The organism is Microbacterium sp. NPDC096154, assembly GCF_040302945.1.
Classification (GTDB): Bacteria; Actinomycetota; Actinomycetes; order Actinomycetales; family Microbacteriaceae; genus Microbacterium.
The window spans coordinates 360,789-384,660 of record NZ_JBEOSM010000001.1; the positions used below are offsets into that span (position 1 = coordinate 360,789).

Annotated in this window: 26 protein-coding genes and 2 tRNA genes; 17 read left to right on the plus strand and 11 right to left on the minus strand. The window is 70.2% G+C overall.

Annotated features, from left to right (window positions below):
- Positions 1-3: 3 nt before the first annotated feature.
- The gene (locus ABTW64_RS01730; RefSeq protein WP_502892283.1) at positions 4-1,221 is read right to left on the minus strand and encodes a ferrochelatase; all 1,218 of its coding nucleotides are present in this window, start codon (positions 1,219-1,221) and stop codon (positions 4-6) included.
- Positions 1,222-1,406: 185 nt separating this feature from the next.
- Here ABTW64_RS01730 and pepN point away from each other — a divergent pair, with 185 nt between their 5' ends.
- From pepN to ABTW64_RS01745, 3 genes are all read left to right on the plus strand, one after another.
- Positions 1,407-3,956: an aminopeptidase N gene (pepN, locus tag ABTW64_RS01735; RefSeq protein WP_350618534.1), complete on the plus strand. Its 2,550-nt coding sequence runs from the start codon at positions 1,407-1,409 to the stop codon at positions 3,954-3,956.
- A gap of 78 nt (positions 3,957-4,034) precedes the next feature.
- Positions 4,035-5,234: a mechanosensitive ion channel family protein gene (locus ABTW64_RS01740; protein WP_350618536.1), complete on the plus strand. Its 1,200-nt coding sequence runs from the start codon at positions 4,035-4,037 to the stop codon at positions 5,232-5,234.
- Between the two features lie 2 nt (positions 5,235-5,236).
- Positions 5,237-5,713, plus strand: a complete 477-nt coding sequence (locus ABTW64_RS01745) for a globin (protein ID WP_350618826.1) — start codon at positions 5,237-5,239, stop codon at positions 5,711-5,713.
- Positions 5,714-5,729: 16 nt separating this feature from the next.
- Here the strand turns inward: ABTW64_RS01745 and ABTW64_RS01750 are convergent, their stop codons facing one another.
- On the minus strand, positions 5,730-6,392 hold the full coding sequence (locus ABTW64_RS01750; RefSeq protein ID WP_350618538.1) for a DUF8185 domain-containing protein: 663 nt from the start codon (positions 6,390-6,392) through the stop codon (positions 5,730-5,732).
- A gap of 71 nt (positions 6,393-6,463) precedes the next feature.
- Between ABTW64_RS01750 and ABTW64_RS01755 the strand changes: the two genes are divergently transcribed.
- Positions 6,464-7,339 carry an acyl-CoA thioesterase gene (locus tag ABTW64_RS01755; protein WP_350618540.1) on the plus strand — a complete coding sequence of 292 codons (876 nt, stop codon included), beginning with the start codon at positions 6,464-6,466 and terminating at the stop codon, positions 7,337-7,339.
- A 7-nt stretch (positions 7,340-7,346) separates the two neighbouring features.
- On the plus strand, positions 7,347-8,153 hold the full coding sequence (locus ABTW64_RS01760; RefSeq protein ID WP_350618542.1) for a hypothetical protein: 807 nt from the start codon (positions 7,347-7,349) through the stop codon (positions 8,151-8,153).
- On the opposite strand, the gene sufU is transcribed toward ABTW64_RS01760, so the two are convergent.
- The 3 genes from sufU to ABTW64_RS01775 form a co-directional block, all read right to left on the minus strand.
- Positions 8,128-8,571 carry a Fe-S cluster assembly sulfur transfer protein SufU gene (gene sufU, locus ABTW64_RS01765; protein ID WP_350618543.1) on the minus strand — a complete coding sequence of 148 codons (444 nt, stop codon included), beginning with the start codon at positions 8,569-8,571 and terminating at the stop codon, positions 8,128-8,130. The genes ABTW64_RS01760 and sufU overlap by 26 nt on opposite strands.
- Positions 8,568-9,827, minus strand: coding sequence for an aminotransferase class V-fold PLP-dependent enzyme (locus ABTW64_RS01770; protein WP_502892284.1), 1,260 nt, complete (start codon positions 9,825-9,827; stop codon positions 8,568-8,570). Before ABTW64_RS01770 ends, sufU begins: the two co-directional genes overlap by 4 nt.
- 126 nt (positions 9,828-9,953) lie before the next feature.
- The gene (locus ABTW64_RS01775; protein WP_350618544.1) at positions 9,954-10,433 is read right to left on the minus strand and encodes an acyl-CoA thioesterase; all 480 of its coding nucleotides are present in this window, start codon (positions 10,431-10,433) and stop codon (positions 9,954-9,956) included.
- 437 nt (positions 10,434-10,870) lie between these two features.
- Here ABTW64_RS01775 and ABTW64_RS01780 point away from each other — a divergent pair, with 437 nt between their 5' ends.
- From ABTW64_RS01780 to ABTW64_RS01795, 4 genes are all read left to right on the plus strand, one after another.
- Positions 10,871-12,190, plus strand: a complete 1,320-nt coding sequence (locus ABTW64_RS01780; protein WP_350618545.1) for a quaternary amine ABC transporter ATP-binding protein — start codon at positions 10,871-10,873, stop codon at positions 12,188-12,190.
- Positions 12,190-13,128 carry an ABC transporter permease gene (locus ABTW64_RS01785; RefSeq protein ID WP_350618830.1) on the plus strand — a complete coding sequence of 313 codons (939 nt, stop codon included), beginning with the start codon at positions 12,190-12,192 and terminating at the stop codon, positions 13,126-13,128. The genes ABTW64_RS01780 and ABTW64_RS01785 overlap by 1 nt, the downstream gene beginning before the upstream one ends.
- A 166-nt stretch (positions 13,129-13,294) precedes the next feature.
- Positions 13,295-14,206, plus strand: coding sequence for a glycine betaine ABC transporter substrate-binding protein (locus ABTW64_RS01790; protein WP_350618831.1), 912 nt, complete (start codon positions 13,295-13,297; stop codon positions 14,204-14,206).
- Between the two features lie 137 nt (positions 14,207-14,343).
- Positions 14,344-15,243 (plus strand): glycine betaine ABC transporter substrate-binding protein, encoded by a 900-nt coding sequence (locus tag ABTW64_RS01795; RefSeq protein WP_350618547.1) that lies wholly within the window; start codon positions 14,344-14,346, stop codon positions 15,241-15,243.
- 88 nt (positions 15,244-15,331) lie between these two features.
- Here the strand turns inward: ABTW64_RS01795 and ettA are convergent, their stop codons facing one another.
- The 4 genes from ettA to msrA all read right to left on the minus strand — a co-directional run bounded on the left by ettA (position 15,332) and on the right by msrA (position 18,922).
- Positions 15,332-17,011, minus strand: coding sequence for an energy-dependent translational throttle protein EttA (gene ettA / locus ABTW64_RS01800; protein ID WP_350618549.1), 1,680 nt, complete (start codon positions 17,009-17,011; stop codon positions 15,332-15,334).
- A gap of 102 nt (positions 17,012-17,113) precedes the next feature.
- The gene (locus ABTW64_RS01805; protein ID WP_350618551.1) at positions 17,114-17,623 is read right to left on the minus strand and encodes a DUF6993 domain-containing protein; all 510 of its coding nucleotides are present in this window, start codon (positions 17,621-17,623) and stop codon (positions 17,114-17,116) included.
- Between the two features lie 81 nt (positions 17,624-17,704).
- Complete coding sequence (locus ABTW64_RS01810; protein ID WP_350618553.1) at positions 17,705-18,235, minus strand: single-stranded DNA-binding protein; 531 nt, start codon at positions 18,233-18,235, stop codon at positions 17,705-17,707.
- A gap of 144 nt (positions 18,236-18,379) precedes the next feature.
- Positions 18,380-18,922 carry a peptide-methionine (S)-S-oxide reductase MsrA gene (gene msrA, locus ABTW64_RS01815; protein WP_350618555.1) on the minus strand — a complete coding sequence of 181 codons (543 nt, stop codon included), beginning with the start codon at positions 18,920-18,922 and terminating at the stop codon, positions 18,380-18,382.
- A gap of 144 nt (positions 18,923-19,066) precedes the next feature.
- On the opposite strand from msrA, the gene ABTW64_RS01820 reads away from it, so the two are divergent.
- Positions 19,067-19,333 (plus strand): hypothetical protein, encoded by a 267-nt coding sequence (locus ABTW64_RS01820; protein WP_350618557.1) that lies wholly within the window; start codon positions 19,067-19,069, stop codon positions 19,331-19,333.
- Positions 19,334-19,336: 3 nt separating this feature from the next.
- Here the strand turns inward: ABTW64_RS01820 and yczR are convergent, their stop codons facing one another.
- Complete coding sequence (gene yczR, locus ABTW64_RS01825) at positions 19,337-20,767, minus strand: MocR-like transcription factor YczR (RefSeq protein ID WP_350618559.1); 1,431 nt, start codon at positions 20,765-20,767, stop codon at positions 19,337-19,339.
- A gap of 123 nt (positions 20,768-20,890) precedes the next feature.
- On the opposite strand from yczR, the gene yczE reads away from it, so the two are divergent.
- A complete protein-coding gene (gene yczE, locus ABTW64_RS01830; RefSeq protein WP_350618561.1) occupies positions 20,891-21,520 on the plus strand; it encodes a membrane protein YczE in 630 nt (209 codons plus the stop codon).
- Here yczE and ABTW64_RS01835 read toward each other — a convergent pair.
- On the minus strand, positions 21,480-21,692 hold the full coding sequence (locus ABTW64_RS01835) for a methyltransferase (protein ID WP_350618563.1): 213 nt from the start codon (positions 21,690-21,692) through the stop codon (positions 21,480-21,482). The two genes, yczE and ABTW64_RS01835, sit on opposite strands and share 41 nt — an antisense overlap.
- Before the next feature lie 112 nt (positions 21,693-21,804).
- Between ABTW64_RS01835 and ABTW64_RS01840 the strand changes: the two genes are divergently transcribed.
- From ABTW64_RS01840 to ABTW64_RS01865, 6 genes are all read left to right on the plus strand, one after another.
- Positions 21,805-21,877: transfer RNA gene (locus ABTW64_RS01840), tRNA-Arg, on the plus strand.
- 49 nt (positions 21,878-21,926) lie between these two features.
- Positions 21,927-22,553 carry an oligoribonuclease gene (orn, locus tag ABTW64_RS01845; RefSeq protein WP_350618565.1) on the plus strand — a complete coding sequence of 209 codons (627 nt, stop codon included), beginning with the start codon at positions 21,927-21,929 and terminating at the stop codon, positions 22,551-22,553.
- A gap of 39 nt (positions 22,554-22,592) precedes the next feature.
- A tRNA-His gene (locus ABTW64_RS01850) sits at positions 22,593-22,668 on the plus strand.
- 21 nt (positions 22,669-22,689) lie between these two features.
- Positions 22,690-23,040, plus strand: a complete 351-nt coding sequence (locus ABTW64_RS01855) for a metallopeptidase family protein (protein ID WP_350618567.1) — start codon at positions 22,690-22,692, stop codon at positions 23,038-23,040.
- Positions 23,037-23,366: an ATP-dependent Clp protease adapter ClpS gene (gene clpS, locus ABTW64_RS01860; RefSeq protein ID WP_350618569.1), complete on the plus strand. Its 330-nt coding sequence runs from the start codon at positions 23,037-23,039 to the stop codon at positions 23,364-23,366. Before ABTW64_RS01855 ends, clpS begins: the two co-directional genes overlap by 4 nt.
- Positions 23,363-23,839: a DUF2017 family protein gene (locus ABTW64_RS01865; protein ID WP_350618571.1), complete on the plus strand. Its 477-nt coding sequence runs from the start codon at positions 23,363-23,365 to the stop codon at positions 23,837-23,839. The genes clpS and ABTW64_RS01865 overlap by 4 nt, the downstream gene beginning before the upstream one ends.
- The last annotated feature ends 33 nt before the right edge of the window (positions 23,840-23,872 follow it).

Below are 23,872 nucleotides of genomic sequence, written 5' to 3' on the forward strand. Positions count from 1 at the left end.
CGGTCAGGGCAGGATGCCCGCGGCGGCCGGCTTGAAACCGGCCCGGACGTTCTCGCAGCAGCCGGGGCGGCAGATGTCGAACCAGGGCCCCAGCGACGTGCGGTGGGGGCGCTCGGACGCCGGGGTGCCCTGCAGCCGCTCCTCGATCAGATCGACCAGGCCCGACACGTAGTGGGGGTCCACGCCCGGGGTGGGCGTGCGCACCGCGCGGATCCCCGCCTCCCGCGCCGACTCCATCGCCTCGTTGTCGAGGTCCCACATGACCTCCATGTGGTCGCTGACGAAGCCGAGCGGCACGATGGCCACGGCCTCGATCCCGGCGTCCGGGAGCTCGGCGATGACGTCGTTGATGTCGGGCTCCAGCCACGGCTGCGACGCGGGGCCGGAGCGCGACTGGTAGACGAGCTTCCACGACACCTGCGCGGCCTCGGGAAGGCGCGTGGCGATGTCGGCCATCACGGCGTCCGCCACGGCGAGGTGCTGCGCCGCATACGCGCCGCCCTCGCCCCAGTCGACGTCCCGCGGACCCGAGCGCTGCGCATCCTGCAGGGGCACGCTGTGCGTCGAGAACAGGATGTCGATCCGCGCCGGGTCGATCCCGTCGTCGAGGTAGCCGCGGATCGCCGCCTCCACTCCGTCGATGAAGGGCTGGACGAACCCGGGGTGGTCGAAGAACTGACGCACCTTGTCGATGCTGACGCGCTCACCGAGGCCGGTCTCGGTCAGTACACGGGCGAAGTCCTCGCGGTACTGGCGGCAGCTCGAGAAGGAGCTGTACGCGCTGGTCGCGATCGCCAGCAGCTTCCGATGCCCGGCCGCGTCAGCCTCGGTGACGGCCTCGTCCAGGAACGGCGCCCAGTTGCGATTGCCCCAGTACACGGGCAGGTTCAGACCGCGCCGGGCGATCTCGGCCTCCAGAGCGGCCTTCAGCTCGCGGTTCTGGGCGTTGATGGGGCTCACCCCACCGAAGTGCCGGTAGTGGGTGGCGACCTCCTCGAGGCGCTCATCGGGGATGCCGCGGCCCCGGGTCACGTTGCGCAGGAACGGGATGACGTCGTCCTGCCCCTCCGGACCGCCGAAGCTCGCCAGCAGGATCGCGTCGTACGCCACGGGGGTCTCGATCACGGGTGCACCCGTCGACGCCTCCGGGGAGGCGAACAGGGGTCCCTCGCAGGTGCTGGTGCCGCCGGTGGTCTGAGTCTCGTCGCGCTGCTCGTTCACGCATCCATTTTCGCACCTCTGTAGAAGTGGATGCGCCAGTCGCGGCCCGCGCGGTGGCGACGTCGAGCCACGGCATGACGCGCTTCCGGGAGCGCGGGCCCCGGACGACGTAGTCTTATCCAGTTGCCGCCGGCGTCACATCCGCCCGGCACACCCCCGATCCTCACCCCCACGGGAGCTCAGCAGTGCCTGGAGAGAACCTCACCCGCATCGAAGCGCACGAGCGCCGCGCCGTCATCGACACCCGCTCGTACGAGGTCTCGCTCGACCTCACGAAGGGCGCGGAGGTGTTCGGCTCGCGCAGCGTGGTGCGCTTCACGGCGACGCCCGGTGCCGCCACGTTCATCGATCTGATCGCGCGAGACGTGCGCGAGATCACGCTCAACGGCCAGGAGCTCGACCCCGCGGCCGTCTTCCATGACTCGCGCATCCAGCTCGAGGGCCTCCAGGAGGAGAACGAGCTCGTCGTCGACGCCGACTGCCTGTACACGAACACCGGCGAGGGCCTGCATCGCTTCGTCGACCCCGTCGACGGCGAGGTGTACCTCTACTCCCAGTTCGAGGTGCCCGACTCGCGCCGCGTGTTCGCGGTCTTCGAGCAGCCCGACCTCAAGGCGACGTTCCAGTTCACCGTCACCGCTCCCGCGGGATGGAAGGTCGTGTCGAACGCCCCGACGCCCGAGCCCATCGCGCACGACGACGGCCAGAACGCGACGTGGGGCTTCGCGCCGACGCAGCGGATCTCGTCGTACATCACGGCGCTCATCGCGGGACCGTACGAGGAGGTCCGCTCGGAGCTGACCAACTCGGAGGGGCGTGTCATCCCGCTCGGGGTGTTCGCACGCAGGAGCCTGTGGCAGCACATGGACGCCGACTACATCTTCGACAAGACCCGCCAGGGGTTCGCGTACTTCGAGGAGAAGTTCGGCTACCCGTACCCGTTCGAGAAGTACGACCAGCTCTTCGTGCCCGAGTTCAACGCGGGCGCGATGGAGAACGCCGGAGCGGTGACGTTCACCGAGACCTACGTCTTCCGCAGCAAGGTGACCGACGCCGTCAAGGAGCGTCGCGTCGTGACCATCCTGCATGAGCTCGCCCACATGTGGTTCGGCGACCTCGTGACGATGAAGTGGTGGAACGACCTGTGGCTGAACGAGTCGTTCGCCGAATGGGCCTCGACCATCGCCACGGCCGAGGCCACCGAGTGGACCGAGGCCTGGACCACGTTCAACGCCATGGAGAAGACCTGGGCGTACCGGCAGGACCAGCTGCCCTCGACCCATCCCGTGGTCGCCGAGATCAACGATCTCGAGGACGTGCAGGTCAACTTCGACGGCATCACCTACGCCAAGGGCGGCTCGGTGCTCAAGCAGCTGGCCGCGTGGGTCGGCATCGACGCGTTCTTCTCGGGCGTCGGAGCCTACTTCCGCAAGCACGCGTTCTCGAACACCGAGCTGAGCGACCTGCTGGTCGAGCTCGAGCGCACGAGCGGTCGCGACCTGTCGGGCTGGTCGAAGAAGTGGCTCGAGACGGCGGGCGTGAACACCCTCTCGCCGGTGATCGACGAGGCCGGCGACGGCACGATCTCGCGCTTCGCGATCACGCAGACGGCGCCCGCCGACTACCCCACGATCCGCCCGCACCGGCTGGGGATCGGGTTCTACGACCTGAAGGACGGCGCCCTCGTGTGCACGCACCACGTCGAGCTCGACGTGGACGGCGACCTCACCGAGGTGCCGCAGCTCAAGGGCCTGCGGCGTCCCGACCTGGTTCTGCTGAACGACCACGACCTGGCGTACGCCAAGATCCGCCTCGACGACCGCTCGCTCGCCACGGCGATCGACCACCTCGCCGACATCTCCGACCCCCTGGCGCGCTCGCTGGTCTGGGGCGCCGCCTGGGACCAGACGCGCGATGCCGAGTCGGCAGCGAGCGACTACGTCGACCTGGTGCTGCGCAACATCGGCCGAGAGACCGAGTCGACCACGATCCGCACGACCCTCGCGCAGCTGCAGCTCGCCGCCAACGCGTACGTCGCGCCGGAGCGCCGGGAAGCCACGCGCGCCAATGTCGCCGATGGCCTGTGGCGCCTCGCCCAGCAGGCCGAGCCCGGCAGCGACGCGCAGCTGCAGTTCGCGATGGCCTTCGCATCCGCCGCTTCCACGCCCGCGCAGTGGGACACCGTGCGCCGGCTCCGCGACGGCGAGCTCGCGCTCGACGGCCTGGCGATTGACACCGACCTGTCGTGGCAGCTGCTCGTGTCGCTCGCGGCGGGCGGTGTGGTCGATGCGACGGCGATCGACGAGGCGCTCGCCGTCGACAACACCGCCAAGGGCGGCGAGTTCGCCGCACAGGCGCGCGCGGCCCTCCCGACCGCCGAGGCGAAGGCCGCGGCGTGGGCGTCGCTCGTCGAGCAGGACACCCTGCCCAACACGCTCGTGCGCATGGCGGCGATGGGCTTCGTGCACCCGGCGTCGCGCCACCTCCTGCGCGATTACATCGGCCGCTACTTCGACATGCTGCTGCCCATCTGGGAGTCGCGCACGTACAAGATCGCCGAGTACCTGTGCGAGCTGCTCTACCCGGCTGCGTTGGCGAACGCGGAGCTGCTGGACGCGACCCGCGGCTGGCTGTCGGCTCACCCGGACGCGCCGGCGGCTCTGCGCCGCATCGTGCTCGAGAACCTGGCGGGCGTCGAGCGCGCCCTGGCCGCCCAGTCGCGCGACGCGGAGTGATCGCCGCGATCTGAGCGAGCACTGCGAGCCCCGGATGCGCACAGCGCGCGTCCGGGGCTCCGGCATACCCTGGAGGGGATGACTCCCCTGAATACGGACGACACGGCCGAGAAGGTGCTCACGTTCTCGGAGCAGGCGCTTCAGGCGCTGATCGCGGTCGGCTGGAAGCTGCTGCATATCGCCGCGATCATCGTGATCTGCGCGCTCATCGCGTGGATCCTGCGCTCCCTCGTGCGCCGCGTGGTCGACCGCATCGTGCGCGGCGCCAAGAGCAAGGCGAAGGTCGACGACACCAGGGCGCTCGAACGCTCGCCGCTCGCCAATGTGCGGCTCGTGCAGCGCACGCGCACGCTCGGCTCGATCCTGACGAACATCATCAACGTCGCGATCGTGATCGTGGCGATCATCCTGATCGTCGGCGCGATCGACGAGGGCATCCTCGGCTCCTTCGCGCTGATCAGCGCCGCCATCGGCGCCGGCCTGGGCTTCGGCGCCCAGAACATCGTCAAGGACGTGCTCAACGGCATCCTGATCGTCGCGGAGGATCAGGTCGGCATCGGCGACGTGGTCGACCTGGGGCTGGCGACGGGCGTCGTCGAGTTCGTGAGCGTGCGGATCACCCATGTGCGCGACGTCAACGGCACGCTCTGGTACGTGCGCAACGGCGAGATCACGCGCATCGGCAACCTCTCCCAGGGCTGGTCTCGCGTCGTGATCGACGTCGGCCTGCCCGCCGATGTCGACGTCACCGAGGTCGAGGCCGCGCTGCTCGGCACCGCCGAGGAGCTCGCGAAGGACGCGCGCTGGCGTTCGCGCATCATCGACACCCCCGAGGTGTGGGGCCTGGAGTCCGTCTCGGGCGACACCCTCAGCATCCGGCTCGTGCTGCGCGCCAAGCCGAGCGCGAAGGACGACGTCGCCCACGAGCTGCGTATGCGCCTGCGCGACGCGGTGCACGGCCTGGGTCTCGACCTGCCGTCGCTCGAGACCGTCACGCTGGAGGGAGCCGCCGGCGCGCTGCGCGTGCGCGGCGCGAACCCGCCGCGCACCGAGCCGCAGCCGCTGCCGGAGCGCCCGTCCTGGCGTCCCCGCATCCGCCGCAGGACCACGGTGGATGACGCCGCCCCGCTGACCACTCCCCCCGCGGACGACCAGGCCGACGAGGCGGTCGCCGACGGCGACCTGGACCCCGCCGCACCCAGTTCGGATGCGCCATCCGTCGCGCCGGATGGCGCGCACGACGACGACCCGCACAACGGAAGGGACCGCGCGCTATGACGATGGGCATCCGACCCGAGGGGCACGGCGCGTCGCCGTCCGTCACCTTCTATGAGGCCGTGGGAGGCCACGAGACGTTCGTGCGGCTCGTCGACGGGTTCTACCGCGGCGTCGCCAACGATCCGGTGCTGAAGCCCATGTATCCGGAGGAGGATCTCGGACCCGCCAAGGAGCGGCTCACGCTCTTCCTGGAGCAGTACTGGGGCGGACCGACGACGTACAGCGAGAACCGCGGGCATCCGCGCCTGCGGATGCGGCACATGCCCTTCCACGTGAACCCCGACGCGCGCGATCGCTGGCTGCGGCACATGCGCACGGCCGTCGACGAGCTGGGGCTCTCGCCGCTGCACGAGGAGACGCTGTGGGACTACCTGCAGCGCGCGGCTCACGCGATGGTGAACACGTTCGACCCGACGCCCGGTTCGGCCGCACCGGGCGCCGCCGCCGATTCCCCGCGATCGGGGCTGCCGCTCGCCTGAGGCGGCCGCGCGGGGCTCAGGCCGAGCCGGTGCGCCGGACGGCCGTCAGACCCGTGGCGGCCGGACCGCGCGTCAGGATGTGACCGCGTTGCAGCGTGACGCGCGTCCACCGCCCGGATGCGGTGACCCGTGCCTCCTCCTCGCCGCCGATGAACCCGAGCGAGAACGCAGCGAAGGCGACCCCGAGCGGCAGGCCCAGAAGAGCGTCGTCCGGCGCGCCCCACACGTCCCCTCGCACGGCTCGCACCACGTCCTCCCCCGCGTCCGTCGGCACGCGCTCGGCCACCGCCGCGATGCCCCATTGCGCCCGCGACGCCAGCGTGGCCGCGGCGATCGTGCCGACCCCGCTCCATCCCCCGCGCGGCGGCGCGACGCCCGCCCAGGCGGGTGCCAGTGCCCTCTCCGGCAGACCCAGGGCCCTGTCGTCCTCGGTCTCGGACAGCTCCGCGACCACGAGATCGCACTGCAGCTCAGGGTCGGCCGCGAGCACGCGCATGCCCAGCACCGTCGGGGTGCGGTCCAGCAGCCCGCGGGGTGCCAGCGCCGCAGTGGACATCGCCAGCACCCCGCCCGCGGCCTGCAGTCGCACGCCCTCGTCTCCGAGGCGCGCCGCACGGCGCGCGAACGTCAGGGCATCCTGGGCGGAGGGGGCATCGGCGAGCACGAGGCGGACGGTCACTGGACCAAGCCTAGGTCGGCGCGCGGAGCGCGGGTGCCGACCGCGCGGCGCGGCAAATCTAGACTGGGCGGATGACCGACGCCGCGAACGCCGACCCGATCGACGTGCTGCTCGACGTGCTCGCCCTCGGCGAGACCGGCGCCCGCACCAACGAGGACATCTTCACCGCCTCCTCGCACCCCATGCCGGGCGGACGCGTCTTCGGCGGACAGGTGCTCGGTCAGTCCGTCGTGGCCGCCGCGCGAACCCTCCCGCCCGACCGCGCGCCGCACTCGCTGCACGGCTACTTCCTGCGCCCCGGCGACGTGCGCAAGCCCCTCACGTTCTCGGTCGACCGCATCCACGACGGGCGCTCGTTCTCGCGCCGCCGCATCCAGGCCTTCCAGGATGGGGAGCCGATCTTCTCGGGGATCGCGTCGTTCCAGGACGAGGACCCAGGGCTCGAGCATCAGCTGCCGATGCCGGACGTCCCGGGACCCGAGGCCCTGACAGGACCGTCGAGCCTCGTCACGGATCGCCCCGAAGCGTCGCTGCTCATCCGCGCCAACCCCATCGAGGTCCGGCACGTCGAGTCCGACATCTACCTGGCGGTGGACGAGAAGGCGCCGCGTCAGGCAGTGTGGACCCGCCTGCGTCGCCCGATCGGCGACGACCCGGTGCTGCACCGCGCCGCGCTGGCGTACCTGACCGACTTCACCATCCAGGAGTCGGTGCTGCGCGCCCATGGCGTGCCGTGGCGGACGCCGGGCATCCGGACCGCCAGCCTGGACCACGCCATCTGGTGGCACCGCTTCGGGCGCGCCGACGAGTGGATGCTCTATGTGCAGGAGTCGCCGAGCTCGCGTGGCGGACGGGGCCTCGCGCAGGGCCACCTGTACTCACGCGACGGTGCGCTTCTCGCCACGGTCGCCCAGGAGATCATGCTGCGCGTGCCCGAACAGGGCTGACGAACCGATGACGTCCGTCCTCCGTGACGCGGTCGACGCGGGACGCGGAGCGGCCGTCCTCGACGCGCTCCGGAACGGGCGCGCAACGCAGGTCGTCGAGCTGCTCGAACGGTTCCCTCCGGAGCAACGCAGCGCGATCCGCGGGGGCGTCACGGGCACAGCGAGCGCGATCCTCTCCGCGCCCTCCGGTTCGACGCATCCCGATCGTCTGTGGCGCGGTCCGCTCCGCAGCGGCCATTGGCACGCAGCGCAGACGGCGCTGCTCGCCACTGCCACTGTCCCCCAGGCGCTGCGGCTGCGCACGTTCGACGGGCCCGTCGCCACGGAGCACATCCCCCGCCTCTTCCCGGGAGATCTGCCCGCTTTCGTCGACGCGTTCTCGACGCGCTACCTCTCGAACCCGAAGGCATGGGATGGCAACCGCGGTATCGAGGCGATGTTCGATTGGGCGGAGCGCGGGCTCATCGAGGCGCCCACGCAACAGGGCGCCGTGCTGATCCTGATCTGCTGGGCTCCCCGGCCGTCGCTGTGGAGCTTCCTCCAGAGGCATCCGAGGGCGATCCGCACCACGCTCCCCCGTGTGTTCGAGGTGCCGGGCATCAAGGGCGCTTCCGCGGCGCAACGCGATGAAGCGGGCCCTGCGCCGCGGCTCGACCGCTACGTCATCCCGCGCCTCATCCGCGAGGGGCACTGGACGCGCGACGAGGTCCTCTCGTGGTGCGCGACCGCCCTCGACATGCCGCGCAGCGAGTACGAGCACCGGTGGTTCCGAGCCCTGCAGGACCGGATCAGCGCGATGAAGCGGCCTGATTGAGGCAGGCCTCCAGGGCCACCCATCCGAGCATCGCGCACTTCACCCGCATGACGTACTTCGCGACGCCCTGGAACGCTGCAGCGTCCTCCAGCGACTCGGGCGGCTCTCCTGTGCCGCGCGAGCGCAGCATGGTGCGGAACTCCTCGATGCGTGCCCGCGCGTCGTCGCTGCCGGCGCCCGAGAGCAGATCGGCCATCACCGAGGCCGACGCCATCGAGATGCTGCATCCCTGCCCGTCCCAGACGAGGTGCGAGATCCGGCCGCCCTCCACCGTGACGCCCATCGTGATCTCGTCGCCACACGACGGGTTCAGCTCGTGATGCGTATGCGCCGCCGTCGCGGGGTCGCCCTTGCCGACGGGGGTGCGTGAGTGATCCAGGATCACCTCACGGTAGAGCGCCTCCAGCTCGGCGCTCATCGGTCCGCCCCGAAGAACGCGCGCACCTCGGCGAGGGCGCTGCCGAACGCCGCGACATCGTCAGCGCTCGTGTAGACGTAGGCGCTCGCCCGCGTGGTGGCGGCGACGCCGAGCCTGCGATGCAGCGGCTGCGCGCAGTGATGCCCGGTGCGCACGGTGATGCCCCGGTCGTCCAGGAACTGGCCCACGTCGTGCGCGTGCACGCCGTCGACCACGAAGCTCACCAGTCCCGCACGCTCGGCCCCGGCTCGCGGGCCGATCATCCGCACCCCGGGGACGGCTTCCACGGCTTCGACCAGCAGTCCCGCCATCTCGGCCTCGTGGCGACGTACGCGATCCATGCCAATGCCGGACAGGTACTCGGCCGCGGCTCCGAAGCCCACGGCCTGGGTGACGGGCTGCGTGCCCGCCTCGAAGCGCTGCGGGGCGGGCAGGAACTGGGCATCGTCGATGGTGACCGTGCTGATGGTGGAGCCGCCGGTGCGCGCGGGCGGCAGGAGGTCGAGCAGTTCCGCGCGCCCGTAGAGGGCGCCGATGCCCGTGGGCCCCAGCATCTTGTGGGACGAGAACGCGGCGAAGTCCACCCCGAGCGCTCGCAGATCGAGCGGCAGATGCGGCGCGGACTGGCACGCGTCGAGCACCGTGAGAGCGTTCACGCCGCGAGCGACCTGCACGACGTCGGCGACAGGCGCGATCGCGCCCGTGACGTTGGAGACGTGGGCGAACGCGACGAGCCGTGTGCGCGCCCCGACGACCCCGGCGAGATCGTCCACCGACCACAGGCCGTGCTCGTCCACCGGGACCGCTCGCAGCACCGCGCCGGTGCGACGGGCGAGACGCTGCCAGGGGATGAGGTTCGCGTGGTGCTCGGCCTCGGTCACGACGATCTCGTCCCCCGGGCGCAACGCGAGCTCATCGCCGCCGAGCCCCGCCGAGGCGTCCGAGAGCCCGAGCGCGATGACGTTGAGCGCGTCCGTCGCGTTCTCGGTGAACACGATCTCGCCCTCGCCGGCCCCGACGAATCGGGCGATGCGCTCGCGCGCCCCTTCGAACCCCCACGTCGCCTCGCCGGTCGCCATGCTCGATCCCCGATGCACCGCCGCGTACTCCGTGCGCGCGAAGGCGCTCTCGGCGTCCAGCACCGCGTCCGGGCGCTGCGATGTCGCAGCCGAGTCCAGATAGACCCGCTCGGCGTTGTGCCGCAGGTAGGGATAGCGCTCGCGCCGGAACGCGTCGGACATGTCGACGGTGGTCATAGATCTCCTGGTCGGACGGATCCCGCCCGCCGATGCCGCTCCGACGGATGTCGTGAACGCGTCGCGGGAAGGCCGTCCTCCAGTCTCCCCCATCCCGACCAGCAGCAGGCCCGGATGACGCGACGCTCAGCGACGACCGAAGCGGATGGGCTCCTCGACGTAGGGCTCCCATGCCTCGCGCACGGAGGCGGGCAGACGGGCCGGCCGCCCGGTGGTGGTGTCGACGAGCACGACCACCGCCGATGCGCGGGCGTAGAGCACCTGCGGCTCGCCGCCCAGGGGACTGTAGACCTCGTAGCAGACCTCGGCACTGGAGCCGCCGATGCGCCCGATCCACAGCTGCACGTCGAGGGGCTTGTGCTGGTACGGCACCGGAGCGAGATATTCGATCTCCTGCCGTGCGATCAGCGTGGCGACGGGACCGCCGCCCTCCAGCACGCCACCCTCGAACACCGCCGTGGGAGCCTGGTCGGCGGGATCCTCCGACTTCCAGAACGCGCGCAGACGCGCTTCCTCCAACAGCTTCAGCATCGACGTGTTGTTCACGTGGCCGAGCGCGTCGAGATCGCCCCAGCGGCGGTGAATCGGAACGTGCACGCGGGTCATCGAGGCTCCTGACAGGTCGGCGGTACGGGCTCCTCGAGTCTCTCACCCGCGCGGTCGTCACGATCGCATAACGAAGGAGCACGCCGAATGCGGCGGGCCAGCACCCCGAAAAACCGCGGAATCATGCGCCTGGAGCGATATTTCAGGCGGTCGATGACCGCCCGAGAGGGCTCCGGTCCCGTTGCTAGCCTGGCCAAGGCCTCCCGGTCAGCGACCGTTCGGGGGCCGACCGAGCCGCCGGCGACGCGTCCGACACGACCGCGCGACTCACTACCCGATGAGGGCCGCGCGTGCCACCGAAGGCATTCGTATGGCCGACGAACGCTGCCGCCCGACGGCTGTGCGCGAGACACCGCGCCCTGGATTCGTCTGCCCGGACCGCTACCGATCACCGATCGAGCCGACGTTCGTCGTGCGCTCGATCGGCAGAGGAGAACGTGACCGAGAACGCGAACACCCCCGCTCTGCGCGCCGAGAACCTGTTCAAGGTCTTCGGCCGGCGAACCGATGAGGCTGTCCGGAGACTGCGAGACGGCACCCCCCGGGAGCGGCTCGGCTCCGGCGTCACCGCCGCCGTGATCGACGCGTCCTTCGAGGTGCGCCGCGGCGAGATCTTCGTGGTGATGGGCCTGTCCGGCTCGGGCAAGTCCACCCTCATCCGCATGCTGAACGGCCTGCACGGCGCGACCTCCGGCTCGATCACGGTGCACGGGGAGGCGCTGACCGGTGTCGCGCCCAACCGGCTGCGTGAGCTGCGGCGCGAGCGCATCTCGATGGTGTTCCAGCACTTTGCGCTGCTCCCCCACCGCAGTGTGGCGGCGAACGTCGCCTATCCGCTCGAGCTGCGCGGCGTGGGGCGCGCCGAGCGCCTCGCCAAGGCCGAGGAGATCCTGGGCCTCGTGGGGCTGGCGGGCTGGGGCGACAAGCTGCCGTCTGAGCTGTCCGGCGGAATGCAACAGCGCGTCGGCATCGCCCGGGCGCTCGCGGCCGACACGGACATCCTCCTCATGGACGAGGCCTTCAGCGCCCTCGACCCCCTCATCCGGCGCGAGATGCAGGAGCAGCTCCTCGAGCTGCAGGCGCGCTTCCAGAAGACCATCATCTTCATCACGCACGATCTCAACGAGGCGATGTTCCTCGGCGATCGCATCGCCGTGATGCGCGACGGACGCATCGTCCAGATCGGAACCCCGGAGGACATCCTCACCGACCCGGCGAACGACTACGTCGAGCAGTTCGTGCAGGACGTCGACCGCGCGCGCGTGCTGACCGCCGGCGCCGTGATGGAGCGGCCTCGCCCGGTGATCGCCGACAGCGCAGGGCCTCGCACCGCCCTGCGCACCATGCGCGACGCCTACTCCGCCGCGGCCTACGTGGTCGACCGTGACCGCCGGCTGGTCGGCACCGTCGACGACCGCGACGCTCTCAAGCTCGTCCGCCGCGGCGAGCGCACGATCCAGAGTGCGATCAGAAAGGACGCGGCGACCGTGAGCGCGGAGGCGGTGCTCATGGACCTGTTCGTCCCCGCGGTCGAGTCGAAGCTCCCGGTCGCCGTCGTCGACGACGCCGGCCGGCTCGTGGGGGTCATCCCGCGCGTCACCCTTCTCGCGGCCCTCGGTCCCGGCCCCAGCGCCACCGAGGAGATCCCGCTGCCGGTGCAGCCCATCCCGACGACCGTCATCGACCAGATCCTCGCTGACGGAGAGGATGACGCCGTCGACCGGACGGCCCGCGAGAACGAGGAGGCCCGCTCATGATCGACGGATTCCGCATTCCGGTCGGCGAATGGGCCGCGACCGCCGTGGACTGGGTCCGCGACAACCTCGAGGCGCTCCTCGACGTGATCTCGATGGTCGTGCGGTTCCTCGTGGACGGCCTCACGGATCTCCTCGTCGCGACCCCCATCCCGATCGCCGTCCTGGCCGCAGCGCTCATCAGCTGGCTGCTGCGGTCGTGGCAGCTGGCCGTCGGCACGGTGATCATGTTCACGGTGATCGTCGGCATGCAGATGTGGGTCTCGGCCATGCAGACGCTCGCGCTCGTGCTGGTGGCCGCCCTCGTAGCCATCGCGATCTCGATCCCGCTCGGCATCTGGTCGGCCCGCAACGCGACGGTGCGTGCGGTGGTCAAGCCCGTGCTCGACTTCATGCAGACGATGCCGGCCTTCGTCTACCTGATCCCCGCGATCGTGTTCTTTAGCATCGGCGTCGTTCCCGGCGTCGTCGCCACCGTCATCTTCTCGGTGCCCCCGGGCGTGCGGATGACCGAGCTCGGCATCCGCGGGGTCGACCCGGAGACCGTCGAAGCGGGTCATGCGTTCGGAGCCACGCCCCGGCAGATCCTGCGCGGCGTCCAGCTGCCCCTGGCGCTTCCGACCATCATGGCCGGTGTCAACCAGGTCATCATGCTCGCCCTGTCGATGGCGGTCATCGCCGGCATGGCGGGTGCCGACGGCCTCGGCAAGAAGGTGGTCGAGGCGATCTCGACCATCAACACGGCGCAGGGCGTCGAGGCCGGACTCGGCGTGGTCTTCCTGGCGGTGTTCCTCGACCGCGTGACAGCCGCCCTGGGCAACCCCTCCGAGTACCGCGGCTCGCTGCTCGGAGCGCTGCGGCGTCGCCGCGGCAAGCGCCGGGCCGACGCCGACGCGATCCACGCCGTCCCGGAGCGCGTGCCGACCCCCGTCGGCGCCTGACCGGTCGCGCGCAGATCCGGTCGCGCGCAGATCCGGTCGCGCGCAGATCGGGTCTCGCGCAGACCCCCCTCGAACGCCCCGGCGTTCTCCTCCACGGGCCACCGCGCGTCCGGGAGTCCCCCATACCCGCGGCACCGCCCGCGGGAGGAAAGGAATCAACAGCATGATGAAGAAGCGTCACCTCACCGGGGCTCTCGCCCTCAGCGCCATGGCGAGCCTGGCTCTCGCGGGCTGCGCCTCCGGCGGCGCCGGCTCCTCCGACGCCGACGACTCCGGGGACAGCCTCGGGACGATCACGCTCGGCTACCTGCCCTCCTGGACCGACGGGCTGAGCACCGCCTACCTGCTCGCCGACCAGCTCGAGAAGATCGGCTACACGGTCGAGATGCAGACCCTCACCGAGGCTGGGCCGCTCTACACCGGTCTCGCCCAGGGCGACATCGACATCTATCCCTCGGCCTGGCCGGAGCTCACCCACAAGAAGTACATGGACGAGTACGGCGACGACATCGAGGATCTGGGCGCCTACTACGACAACGCCAAGCTGACGATCGCCGTGCCCTCGTACACCGACATCGACTCGATCGAGGATCTCAAGGGTAAGGCCGACCAGTTCGACGGCAAGATCATCGGCATCGAGCCCGGGGCCGGTCTGACGGGCGTGACCCAGGACTCGATGATGCCCGAGTACGGGCTCGAGGGCGAGTACGAGCTGGTCACGTCGTCGACGCCCGCGATGCTCACGCAGCTCGACACGGCGATCGACGACCAGGAGGACATCGTCGTCACGCTGTGGCGTCCTTTCTGGGCGAACGACGCCTATGACATCAAGGACCTCGAGGACCCGCGCGGGGCGATGGGCGAGGCCGAGGCCCTCCACTTCCTCGGCACGAAGGGCTTCGCCGAGGAGTTCCCCGAGGCCGCCGAGCTCATCGCCGGGATCAAGCTCGACGACGCCGAGTACGGATCGCTCGAGGATCTCGTGGTGAACGAGTACGGCGAGGGCAAGGAGGCCGACGCGGTGGACGCGTGGCTCGAGGAGCACCCCGACGCCTTCGAGACCGTCGCGGCGGAGTGATCCGCGCGGCGTCTCGCCTGTGAAGAGGCCGGTCCCTCCAGACCGGCCTCTTCGCACATCCGGCTCCCTGGCGCACGCCGGGGAGCGCCATCCGCGGCACGGCCGCACCCATCCCGACAGGAAGCACACCGCACACGATGACGCACCGACACCGTCGCACCGCACTCGCCCTGATCGCCGCCGCGGGGGTCTCTCTCGCCGGCTGCTCGAGCACGTCCACGCCCGACTCGGCGCAGGCGCCGCAGAAGGACACGATCACGATCGGATACCTGCCGGCGTGGACCGACGGGCTCACGAGCGCGTACATGCTGGAGGACCAGCTGACGAAGCTCGGCTACGACGTGGAGTTCCAGACGCTGAGCGAGGCGGGCCCCATCTACGCCGGCCTGTCGCAGGGCGATATCGACATCTTCTCGTCGGGATCGCCGGAGCAGACCCACCGGTCGTACTGGGAGGAATACGGCGACGACCTCGAGGATCTCGGCACCTACTACGACAGCATGCAGAACTTCCTGGCGGTGCCTGCGTACACCGACGTCGACACGATCGACGACCTGATCGGCCAGGGCGACCGGTTCCGGGGAGAGATCATCGGGATCGAGCCCGGGGCCGGCAACACCGCGCTGTCGCAGGCGACCGTCGGCGCGTACGGGCTGGATGCGGAATACGACCTGATCACGTCGTCGACCCCCGCGATGCTCACCGAGCTGAGCGATGCGCTCGAGCGGCACGAGGACATCGTCGTGACGCTGTGGAGCCCGTTCTGGGCGAACGCCGTCTACGACGTCAAGCCGCTCACCGATCCCAAAGGGTCGATGGGGGGCAGCGAAGGCATGCACGTGCTCGCCACCAAGGGCTTCACCGCGGCGCACCCCGACGCCGCCGAGCTGATCGCGGGATTCCATCTCGACGACGACGAGTACGGCACGCTCGAGAACACGATCGTCAACGACTTCGAGGAGGGCCAGGAGCGCGAAGCGGTCGATCAGTGGATCGCCGAGAATCCGGAGGCGTTCGACACGCTTCTCACCCAGTGACGAGCAGCTGACGCGCAGACCACGCGAAGAACGGCTGGGGCCGCCCGGATCATCCGGGCGGCCCCAGCCGTTCGCGTCGCCGCGCGCGTCAGTCGCGCGTGAGCTTGCGGTGAGTGGTGCGGTGCGGACGCGCGGCCTCGGGGCCGAGGCGCTCGACCTTGTTGGCCTCGTACGACTCGAAGTTGCCCTCGAACCAGTACCACTGCGCCGGGTTCTCATCGGTGCCCTCGTACGCCAGGATGTGCGTCGCGATGCGGTCCAGGAACCAGCGGTCGTGCGTGATGACCACCGCGCAGCCCGGGAAATCGAGCAGGGCGTTCTCGAGCGAGCTCAGCGTCTCGACGTCGAGGTCGTTGGTCGGCTCGTCGAGCAGCAGAAGATTGCCGCCTTCCTTCAGCGTGAGCGCCAGGTTCAGGCGGTTGCGCTCACCGCCCGACAGCACGCCGGCCTTCTTCTGCTGATCCGGTCCCTTGAAGCCGAACTTCGACACGTACGCGCGCGACGGGATCTCGGTCTTGCCGACAGTGATGATGTCGAGCCCGTCCGAGACCACCTCCCACAGCGTCTTGTTGGGATCGATGTTCGCGCGGGTCTGATCCACGTAGCTGATCTTGACGGTCTCGCCGATCTTCAGGTCGCCGCCGTCGAGCGGCTCGATGCCGACGATCGTCTTGAACAGCGTGGTCTTGCCGACGCCGTTCGGACCGATGATGCCCACGATGCCGTTGGGCGGAAGGTTGAAGCTGAGACCGTCGATCAGGGTGCGCCCGTCGAAGCCCTTCTGCAGGTTCTTCGCGTCGATCACGATGTTACCCAGGCGCGGCCCCGGCGGGATCTGGATCTCCTCGAAGTCCAGCTTCCGCGTGCGATCCGCCTCCGCCGCCATCTCCTCGTACCGGGCCAGGCGCGCCTTCGACTTCGCCTGGCGGCCCTTGGCGCTGCTGCGCACCCACTCGAGCTCTTCCTTCAGGCGCTTCTGCAGCTTGGCGTCCTTCTTGCCCTGGACGTCGAGACGCTCGGCCTTCTTCTCGAGGTACGTCGAGTAGTTGCCCTCGTAGGGGTAGAGACGCCCGCGGTCGACCTCGGCGATCCACTCCGCGACATGGTCGAGGAAGTACCGGTCGTGGGTGACCGCGATGACGGCGCCCTTGTAGGCCTGCAGGTGCTGCTCGAGCCACAGCACGCTCTCGGCGTCGAGGTGGTTGGTCGGCTCGTCGAGGAGCAGCAGGTCGGGCTTCTGCAGCAGCAGCTTCGCCAGCGCCACGCGGCGCTTCTCACCGCCGGAGAGTGGCGCGATCGCGGCGTCGGCGGGCGGAGTGCGCAGTGCGTCCATCGCCTGCTCGAGCTGGGAGTCGAGGTCCCAGCCGTCGGCGGCGTCGATCTCCTCCTGCAGAGTGCCCATCTCGGCGAGCAGCGCGTCGAAGTCGGCGTCCGGCTCGGCCATCAGCGCCGAGATCTCGTTGAAGCGGTCGACCTTCGCCTTGATCGCGATGCCGTCCTGGATGTTCTCCAGCACGGTCTTCGACTCGTCGAGCTCGGGCTCCTGCATGAGGATTCCCACGCTGAAGCCGGGCGTCAGCTTGGCCTCGCCGTTCGACGGGGTGTCGAGCCCCGCCATGATCTTGAGGATCGTCGACTTTCCGGCACCGTTGGGGCCGACCATGCCGATCTTGGCCCCCGGCAGGAACGCCATCGTGACGTCGTCGAGGATCAGCTTGTCGCCCACCTTCTTGCGGGCACGGACCATCGAGTAGATATATTCAGCCATTTGGGTCCCAGTCTAGGGCGCGACGGCTGGATTGCAGGGGTCGCTGCGGGCCCGGATGCCGACGAGACGCGATCCGGTCGGCAGGATCTCAGTCCTTGCGACTCACCAGTCGATCGGCCGGGTGTCTCCCAGCAGGCACACGCTGCCGTCCTGCAGCGCCGGCAGCACGCGCGTGACGGCCTCGCCGATGTCGGGCCCGACCTGGCCGACCAGGCACTCGTCGCCCCAGAGCACCGAGAACTGCATCGACTCGGCCGGGTTGCCCACGGTGCTGAAGTCCTCGGTGACCTGCATCGCGGCCTTGTCGAACCCCGCCGCCACGAGAGCGTCGACGTACGCGCGCCCCTCGGCCCGTCGATCCGATGCCCACACCTGCTCGGTCACGGTCGTGAAGTACGGCAGGTTGTCCGCCGCTGTGCCGCCGGGCACCAGTGCCGGCGGCTGAGGCGTCGCAGCGGGTGTGGGCGTGGCGGTGGCGGGGGCCGAAGGAGTGGAGGCGGGCTCCGGCTCCTCGGCGACGCAGCCGGCCAGCAAGACCGTGGCCGTCGTGACCAGGAGGGCCGCCGACGCCCGCCCGGCACGGAAGGGTCGTGGGTCGCGTCGCAGGCTCACGGCGTCGAGTCTACGGCGCCGCCGTGGCGAGGCCGACGACACGGCGCGATCCGGTCCGGTCCGGCGCCTGCCGCACAGACCTCAGAACGGGGTCTCGCCGACCTCGGCGTCCGGGTGGGGGTCCGGCACCGGCTCCCCCTCCCCCATCGGCGCCCCCGGCGTCGCCCACGCGTCCTCCGCCGTCTGCTGGGCGTCCTGCGCGGTGTCCTGCGCATCCTCCGGCGCTGCGGGAGCGGCGCCGGCCGCGGCCGGACGCTGAACTGTGCGCTGGAAGACGCTGGTTCCGAATCGGAGATCGTGCCCGAGGGCGTCGGCGTCGACCTCGGCTTCCATGCCTTTGCGCCCGTCCGCCTCCCACACGCGGAGCCTCAGTCGCCCCGTGACGACGACGCGCTCGCCCTTGTGCAACGAGCTCTCGGCATTGTCGGCCAGCGCACGGTACGCCGCGACGCTGTACCAGTTGGTGGGTCCGTCCACCCACTGCCCCGCCTCGCGGTCGTAGCGGCGCGTGCCGCTCGCGAGCCGGAAGCGCGTGACCGCGATCCCGCTCGGCAGGATGTGCTTCTGCGGGGGCGTCGCGATGTTCCCGGTGATCGTGATGGTGTCGCTCATGGTCGTCCTCCAAGACCGGGGCCCTTCCCCGGTCGGCCGCCCAGCGGCCTCGGGACGACTGTGTCGCAGCCGGGGCGCCCGAAAACGAGATCGCCCCCGCCCGGGAGGGGCGAGGGCGATCCGCACCTCTGTGGACGAAGGGCGTCAGGCGACGAACTCCGCGAATCGGGCACGCACCTTGTTGACCTTGGGCACCGCGACGGCCAGGCAGTAGCCCTGGGTCGGGTTCTTGGCGAAGAAGTCCTGGTGGTAGTCCTCCGCGTCGTAGAACTCGCCGAGCGGCTCCATCGTGGTCACGATCGTGCCCTCGACGTCTCCGATGGGCGCATCCCAGATCTCGGAGGCCCGCTCGCGCGCCGCCTCGAACAGCTCGCGCTGCGCGTCATCTGCGGGGAACATCGCCGAACGGTACTGCGTGCCCGTGTCGGCGCCCTGGTGGTTGAGCTGGCGCGGGTCGTGCATGGTGAAGAACGCGTCGAGGATCACATCTGAGGGGATCCGGTCGGGATCGAACGTGATCTTCACGGCCTCGGCATGACCCGTCGCTCCCGTGCAGACCTGCTCGTAGCTGGGGTGCGGAGCGCTCCCGCCCGTGTAGCCCGACACCACGCTCGAGACACCCCGGAGCGCGCGGTATGCCGCGTCCAGGCACCAGAAGCATCCGCCGGCCAGCACAAAGGTCTGCATGTCGTACTCCTCTCGCCGCGCGAGCGGCAGGGCGGCCGCGGCCGCGCATCAGTCGGGTGTTCCACGCTACGCGGGTTCCACAGCCCGTGGACGTGTCGATGTCGGTGGCCCCTCGTACGGTCGCTCGTGGAGAGGAGTCCCTCGATGCACAACACCGCACACATCACATCCGTTCCCGAGATCCCCGTCGCCGCGCCGCGCATCCGCGGCCGCGAGACCCTCATCCGCGCCGGCGCCGCATTGTGGCGCGTTCAGGATCGCGATGGCCGCCTTCTCGGGCACCTCCGGCACCTCGAGCATCCGCTGGGGGTGCGGTTCCGCGCCGAGCGGCTCCACCTTCCCACGGGCCGGTTCCTGCAGGTGGGCGAGTTCTGGTGCGCGGACGAGGCCGTCGCGAGCCTGCGCGCCTGAGGGTCAGACGACCGCGTCCAGGGGCTGCTGCTCGCCGGAACCGAATCGGTCGTGCGCGACGTCGCGCCACGCCTGCCCGAGCAGTGTCGCCGCGTGCGAGAGCAGCGCGGGCGGGGCCGTGAACGGGACCCGGATGTGCCGCTCGTGACCTCCGCCGACCGAGAACCGCGGCCCCGCCGACAGCAGCAGCCCGCGACGCCGCGCGGCCAGCGTCAGCGCCGAGCTCCGAGCCGCACCGATGCCGATCCACAGCGCCACGCCTCCGCTCGCGTGCGGCACCGACCACTCGGGCAGCTCCTGCGCCAGCGCCGTGATCAACGCGTCGCGCCCTTCCCGAAGCAGCTGCGACCGCTGCTGCAGGATCTCGGGCATGAGCGGCATCAGGCGCTCGGAGATCGCCTGCTCGAACTCGGGCGTTCCGAGGTCCATGGCCGGCCGGGCCGTCGCGAGCCTCCGGATGGTGTCGACATCCGCGCGGATCCATCCGATCCGCAGTCCACCCCACACCGTCTTCCCGAGCGATCCCAGTGTGATGGTGTTCTCACCTCCCACCGTCGCGAAGGGAGGCGGTGCGATCCGACGCTCGATCGAGAGCTCGGCCGTGGTCTCGTCGACGATCACGACGGCGCCTACGGAACGCGCCAGCTCGGCGATGCGCCGTCGCGACTCCACGGCCATCGATTCGCCCGTCGGGTTGTGGAAGTCGGGCATGAGGTACAGCGCGCGGGGGCGCGAGCGCTGGATCGCATGCTCCGCGCGGTCGAGGTCCCATCCCCCTCCCACCGTGACCGGCACGGCCACGAGTCGGCCGCCCACACGCGCGAAGGCGTCTGCTGCATGGGGGTAGGTCGGGGTCTCGACCAGCACGGCGTCGCCCCGCGAGACGAGCACCGACGCCACAAGCGTGATCGCGCTCTGCGCGCCGGTCGTGACCATGATCTGGGCGGGGTCCGTGGGCAGACCGCGCTCCTCGTAGCGACGGGCGATGGCTTCCCGCAGGCCGGGTCGCCCGAGCACCTCGTATCCCGGCCGCGCCACGACGGCGGCCGCCTCGGCCGCGAGCTCGGCGTACACCGCCGCGAGCCCCGGCCAGGCCGAGGGGCTCGCCTGCTGCAGATCGATCATCCCGTCCTCCGCAGCCGCGCGTCCGAGGTCGCGTCGGCCGATCGGCAACGTGACGCTGCCCGAACCGCGCACGCTCTCGATGTGTCCCGAGCCCCGAAGGCTCCGATAGGCCGCGGCGATGGTCGTCCTGCTCACGCCGAGGCGTGCGGCCAGCTCTCGCTCGGCGGGCAGCGCTGTGCGCGGAGCGATGCGACCGTCGAGGCACAGCAGGCGGATCGCATCGGCCAGCGCCTCGTACGCCGGCTCGCGCATGCGCCAGGAGCCGATGAGAGCCGTGAGGGCGCGTGCGGTGAGGCGGGAGTCCATCATGCCGCCACGCTAGCCGAGGTGGACCCCTGGGAGCAGGCCAATCTCTGTCAGTCGAGGGCAAGAGAGCCAGCGACGCCGGATTGGACCGCATCCTCCGCCCGTCGGATGGGGTGTGATGGGCACGTGACCATCCGACTCATCCGTCTCCTCGCAGGTCTCGTGCTCTACGGCATCGGCGTCGCGCTCACGGTGGAGGCCTCGCTGGGCCTCGACCCGTGGACCGTGCTCGCCGAGGGTGTGGCCGTGCGCACCGGCATCGGCATCGGGTGGGTCGTCACCCTGCTCGGCGGGCTCATCCTGCTCGTGTGGATCCCGTTGCGTGAGCGGCCGGGCGTCGGCACGGTGCTGAACATCCTGATCGTCGGTCCGGTGATGCAGCTCACGCTGGACCTCATGCCCCCGGTCGGCGGCCTCGCCTGGCGCATCCTGCTGCTGCTCGGCGGCATCGTCGTGGTGGGGTTCGCGACCGCGCTGTACATCGGCGCGCACTTCGGGCCCGGTCCGCGCGACGGGCTCATGACGGGGTTGCACCGCCGGTTCGGGTGGCGCATCTGGCGCGCCCGCGCCACGGTCGAGCTGACCGTGCTCGGCATCGGCTGGCTTCTGGGCGGCACCGTGGGCTGGGGCACGCTGGCTTACGCGCTGCTCATCGGCCCTGCGGTCGACTTCGCCATGCGCGTCACCCGCACACGCCCCGCACCGACCCGGGCGATCAGTGCTGCCGGAACTCCGGCCGCGCCGAGCCCGGCTTGAGGTGCGCGCACAGCGCGTTCTTGGCGATGTCGAGGGCCGGATACGTGCCCACAGGCGCATCCGCCCCGGCCATCGTGACCGCGAACTCGCCGTCCTCCACCTCGCGGATCGTCCCGACCGCCCCAGCCGGGCCGTAGGCCACGTACAGCCGCCGCGTGTGCGTCAAAGTCATCGTCGACTCCTTCCGTCCGCCGCGAGGCTACGCCGCCTGCGGCGCGTCCGGTAGGCCTTGACACGATGCCCGTGCGGAGCATCTCTCGCCGGCCCCGGTACGCTGGGGGCGACCCTCAGTAGCTCAGTGGACAGAGCGACGGCCTTCTAATCCGTTGGTCGCAGGTTCGAATCCTGCCTGGGGGACGCATGCTCGTGTCGGCCGGTGTCGGCGCCCGTCGTTAGGCTGGACGGCATGGTAGGCGCCTCCGAGAACGACCGGCTCGTCTGGATCGACTGCGAGATGACGGGTCTCGACCTCACGGTCGACGAGCTGGTCGAGATCGCGATCGTCGTGACCGACTTCGAGCTGAAGATCCTCGACCCGGGTTTCCAGGTCGTCATCAAGCCGTCGCAGGCCGCGATGGACCACATGGGCGACTTCGTCACGGAGATGCACCGCAAGTCGGGCCTGCTCGACGAGATCCCGGGCGGCGTCTCGCTGGAAGAGGCCGAGCGTCTCTCGCTCGAGTACATCCGCCGCTTCGCGCCGCAGGAGCGCAAGGCCCCCCTCGCGGGCAACACCATCGGCACCGACCGCATGTTCCTCGCCAAGTACATGCCCCAGGTCGACAACCACCTGCACTACCGCAGCGTCGACGTATCGAGCGTCAAGGAGCTCTCCCGACGCTGGTTCCCGCGGGCGTACATCCACGCCCCCGCCAAGGACGGCGGTCACCGCGCGCTGGCCGACATCCTCGAGTCGATCCGTGAGCTGGAGTATTACCGACGCGCGGTGTTCGTCGCCGAGCCGGGTCCGACGAGCGACGCGGCACGCACCATCGCGTCGTCGGTCGTGTCGTCATTCGCTCCAGAAGTGTGACAGAATAAAGAGGTTGTCCCCGAGAGATCGGGGGCCACGGTGGCTGTAGCTCAGTTGGTAGAGCACCGCGTTGTGGTCGCGGGGGTCGCGGGTTCGAGCCCCGTCAGCCACCCCAATGAATCACCCGGAAGATTCGATGATCGACATGGACGCAGATGCGTTCGAGCGTCTCGTGATCGATGAACTCGACCGGCTCCCCGACGACATGGTCGACGGGCTGGACAACGTCGTGTTCGTCGTCGAGGATCGGCCCGAAGACGGCTCGCTCGACCTGCTGGGACTCTATGACGGCCTCGCGCTGACCGAGCGGGATCGCTACGGCATGGGCGAACTGCCGGACCGCATCATCCTGTATCGCGAACCGCACCTCGCCCAATGCGAGACGGAGGACGAGCTGCGCGACGAGATCCACACGACCCTGGTGCACGAGATCGCGCACTTCTACGGCATCGACGACGAGCGGCTGCACGAGCTGGGATGGGCATGACCGTGACAATCACTCCCGTGTTCGCGAGCGCCGGCTTCGCCACGCCCGAGGTCGACGAGGAGACCCGGCTCGACGAGCGGCTCGAGGCGGGCCGGCCGTGGCAGACCGTCGTCTGGAATGATCCCGTCAACCTGATGAGCTATGTCGTGCGCGTCTTCCGGGAGTACTTCGGCTACAGCGCCGAGCGGGCCACGGAGCTGATGCTCGCCGTCCACCACGACGGTCATGCCGTGGTGTCCGAAGGTGCGCGCGAGCAGATGGAGCTGCACGCGCAGGCCATGCACGACTACGGCCTCTGGGCGACCGTCAGAAAGGCTTCCGCATGAGCGACCGCATCGTGATGCTCACCCTCACCCGCATCGAGGCCACGCACCTCGCGGATCTGGTGCGTCAGTTCGCCGATCTCGTCGACAGCACGCCGTCGATTCCCGACCCGGCGCTCGAGCGGCTCACTCCGGACGTCTACCCGGAAGACCCCGAGGCCTCGCGCGAGTTCCGCGCGGTCACGCGCGCGGATCTGCTGCGGCGCCGAGCCCACGACGCCCGCGTGGTGCTGGACGACCTCGCGCGGGTCGAGCGCGTGCAGGACGAACTGGCGCCCGTGGACGTCGCGCTCGAGGGCGCGAGCATCGAATCGTGGCTGCGCACCCTCGCCGCCGTGCGCCTCGTGATCGCGAACCGTCTCGGCATCGTGGCGGATGACGAGGACCACGATCCCGAGGATCCCCGCTACGGCGTGTACGACTGGCTGGGCTTCCGGCTCGAAGGCCTCGTGCAGGCGGCCGAGCAAGAGCTGTAGGCCCCGCGGCTCTCGGGCCGGGTTGACCGGCCG

Bases quoted from the DNA above. Each gene is read 5' to 3' on its own strand.
- ABTW64_RS01740 (WP_350618536.1), top strand. From the start codon at position 4,035: ATGACTCCCCTGAATACGGACGACACGGCCGAGAAGGTGCTCACGTTC.
- ABTW64_RS01745 (WP_350618826.1), top strand. From the start codon at position 5,237: ATGGGCATCCGACCCGAGGGGCACGGCGCGTCGCCGTCCGTCACCTTC.
- ABTW64_RS01755 (WP_350618540.1), top strand. From the start codon at position 6,464: ATGACCGACGCCGCGAACGCCGACCCGATCGACGTGCTGCTCGACGTG.
- ABTW64_RS01760 (WP_350618542.1), top strand. From the start codon at position 7,347: ATGACGTCCGTCCTCCGTGACGCGGTCGACGCGGGACGCGGAGCGGCC.
- sufU (WP_350618543.1), bottom strand. From the start codon at position 8,571: ATGAGCGCCGAGCTGGAGGCGCTCTACCGTGAGGTGATCCTGGATCAC.
- ABTW64_RS01770 (WP_502892284.1), bottom strand. From the start codon at position 9,827: ATGACCACCGTCGACATGTCCGACGCGTTCCGGCGCGAGCGCTATCCC.
- ABTW64_RS01775 (WP_350618544.1), bottom strand. From the start codon at position 10,433: ATGACCCGCGTGCACGTTCCGATTCACCGCCGCTGGGGCGATCTCGAC.
- ABTW64_RS01790 (WP_350618831.1), top strand. From the start codon at position 13,295: ATGAAGAAGCGTCACCTCACCGGGGCTCTCGCCCTCAGCGCCATGGCG.
- ABTW64_RS01795 (WP_350618547.1), top strand. From the start codon at position 14,344: ATGACGCACCGACACCGTCGCACCGCACTCGCCCTGATCGCCGCCGCG.
- ettA (WP_350618549.1), bottom strand. From the start codon at position 17,011: ATGGCTGAATATATCTACTCGATGGTCCGTGCCCGCAAGAAGGTGGGC.
- ABTW64_RS01810 (WP_350618553.1), bottom strand. From the start codon at position 18,235: ATGAGCGACACCATCACGATCACCGGGAACATCGCGACGCCCCCGCAG.
- msrA (WP_350618555.1), bottom strand. From the start codon at position 18,922: ATGCAGACCTTTGTGCTGGCCGGCGGATGCTTCTGGTGCCTGGACGCG.
- ABTW64_RS01820 (WP_350618557.1), top strand. From the start codon at position 19,067: ATGCACAACACCGCACACATCACATCCGTTCCCGAGATCCCCGTCGCC.
- yczR (WP_350618559.1), bottom strand. From the start codon at position 20,767: ATGATGGACTCCCGCCTCACCGCACGCGCCCTCACGGCTCTCATCGGC.
- ABTW64_RS01835 (WP_350618563.1), bottom strand. From the start codon at position 21,692: ATGACTTTGACGCACACGCGGCGGCTGTACGTGGCCTACGGCCCGGCT.
- orn (WP_350618565.1), top strand. From the start codon at position 21,927: ATGGTAGGCGCCTCCGAGAACGACCGGCTCGTCTGGATCGACTGCGAG.
- ABTW64_RS01855 (WP_350618567.1), top strand. From the start codon at position 22,690: ATGATCGACATGGACGCAGATGCGTTCGAGCGTCTCGTGATCGATGAA.
- clpS (WP_350618569.1), top strand. From the start codon at position 23,037: ATGACCGTGACAATCACTCCCGTGTTCGCGAGCGCCGGCTTCGCCACG.
- ABTW64_RS01865 (WP_350618571.1), top strand. From the start codon at position 23,363: ATGAGCGACCGCATCGTGATGCTCACCCTCACCCGCATCGAGGCCACG.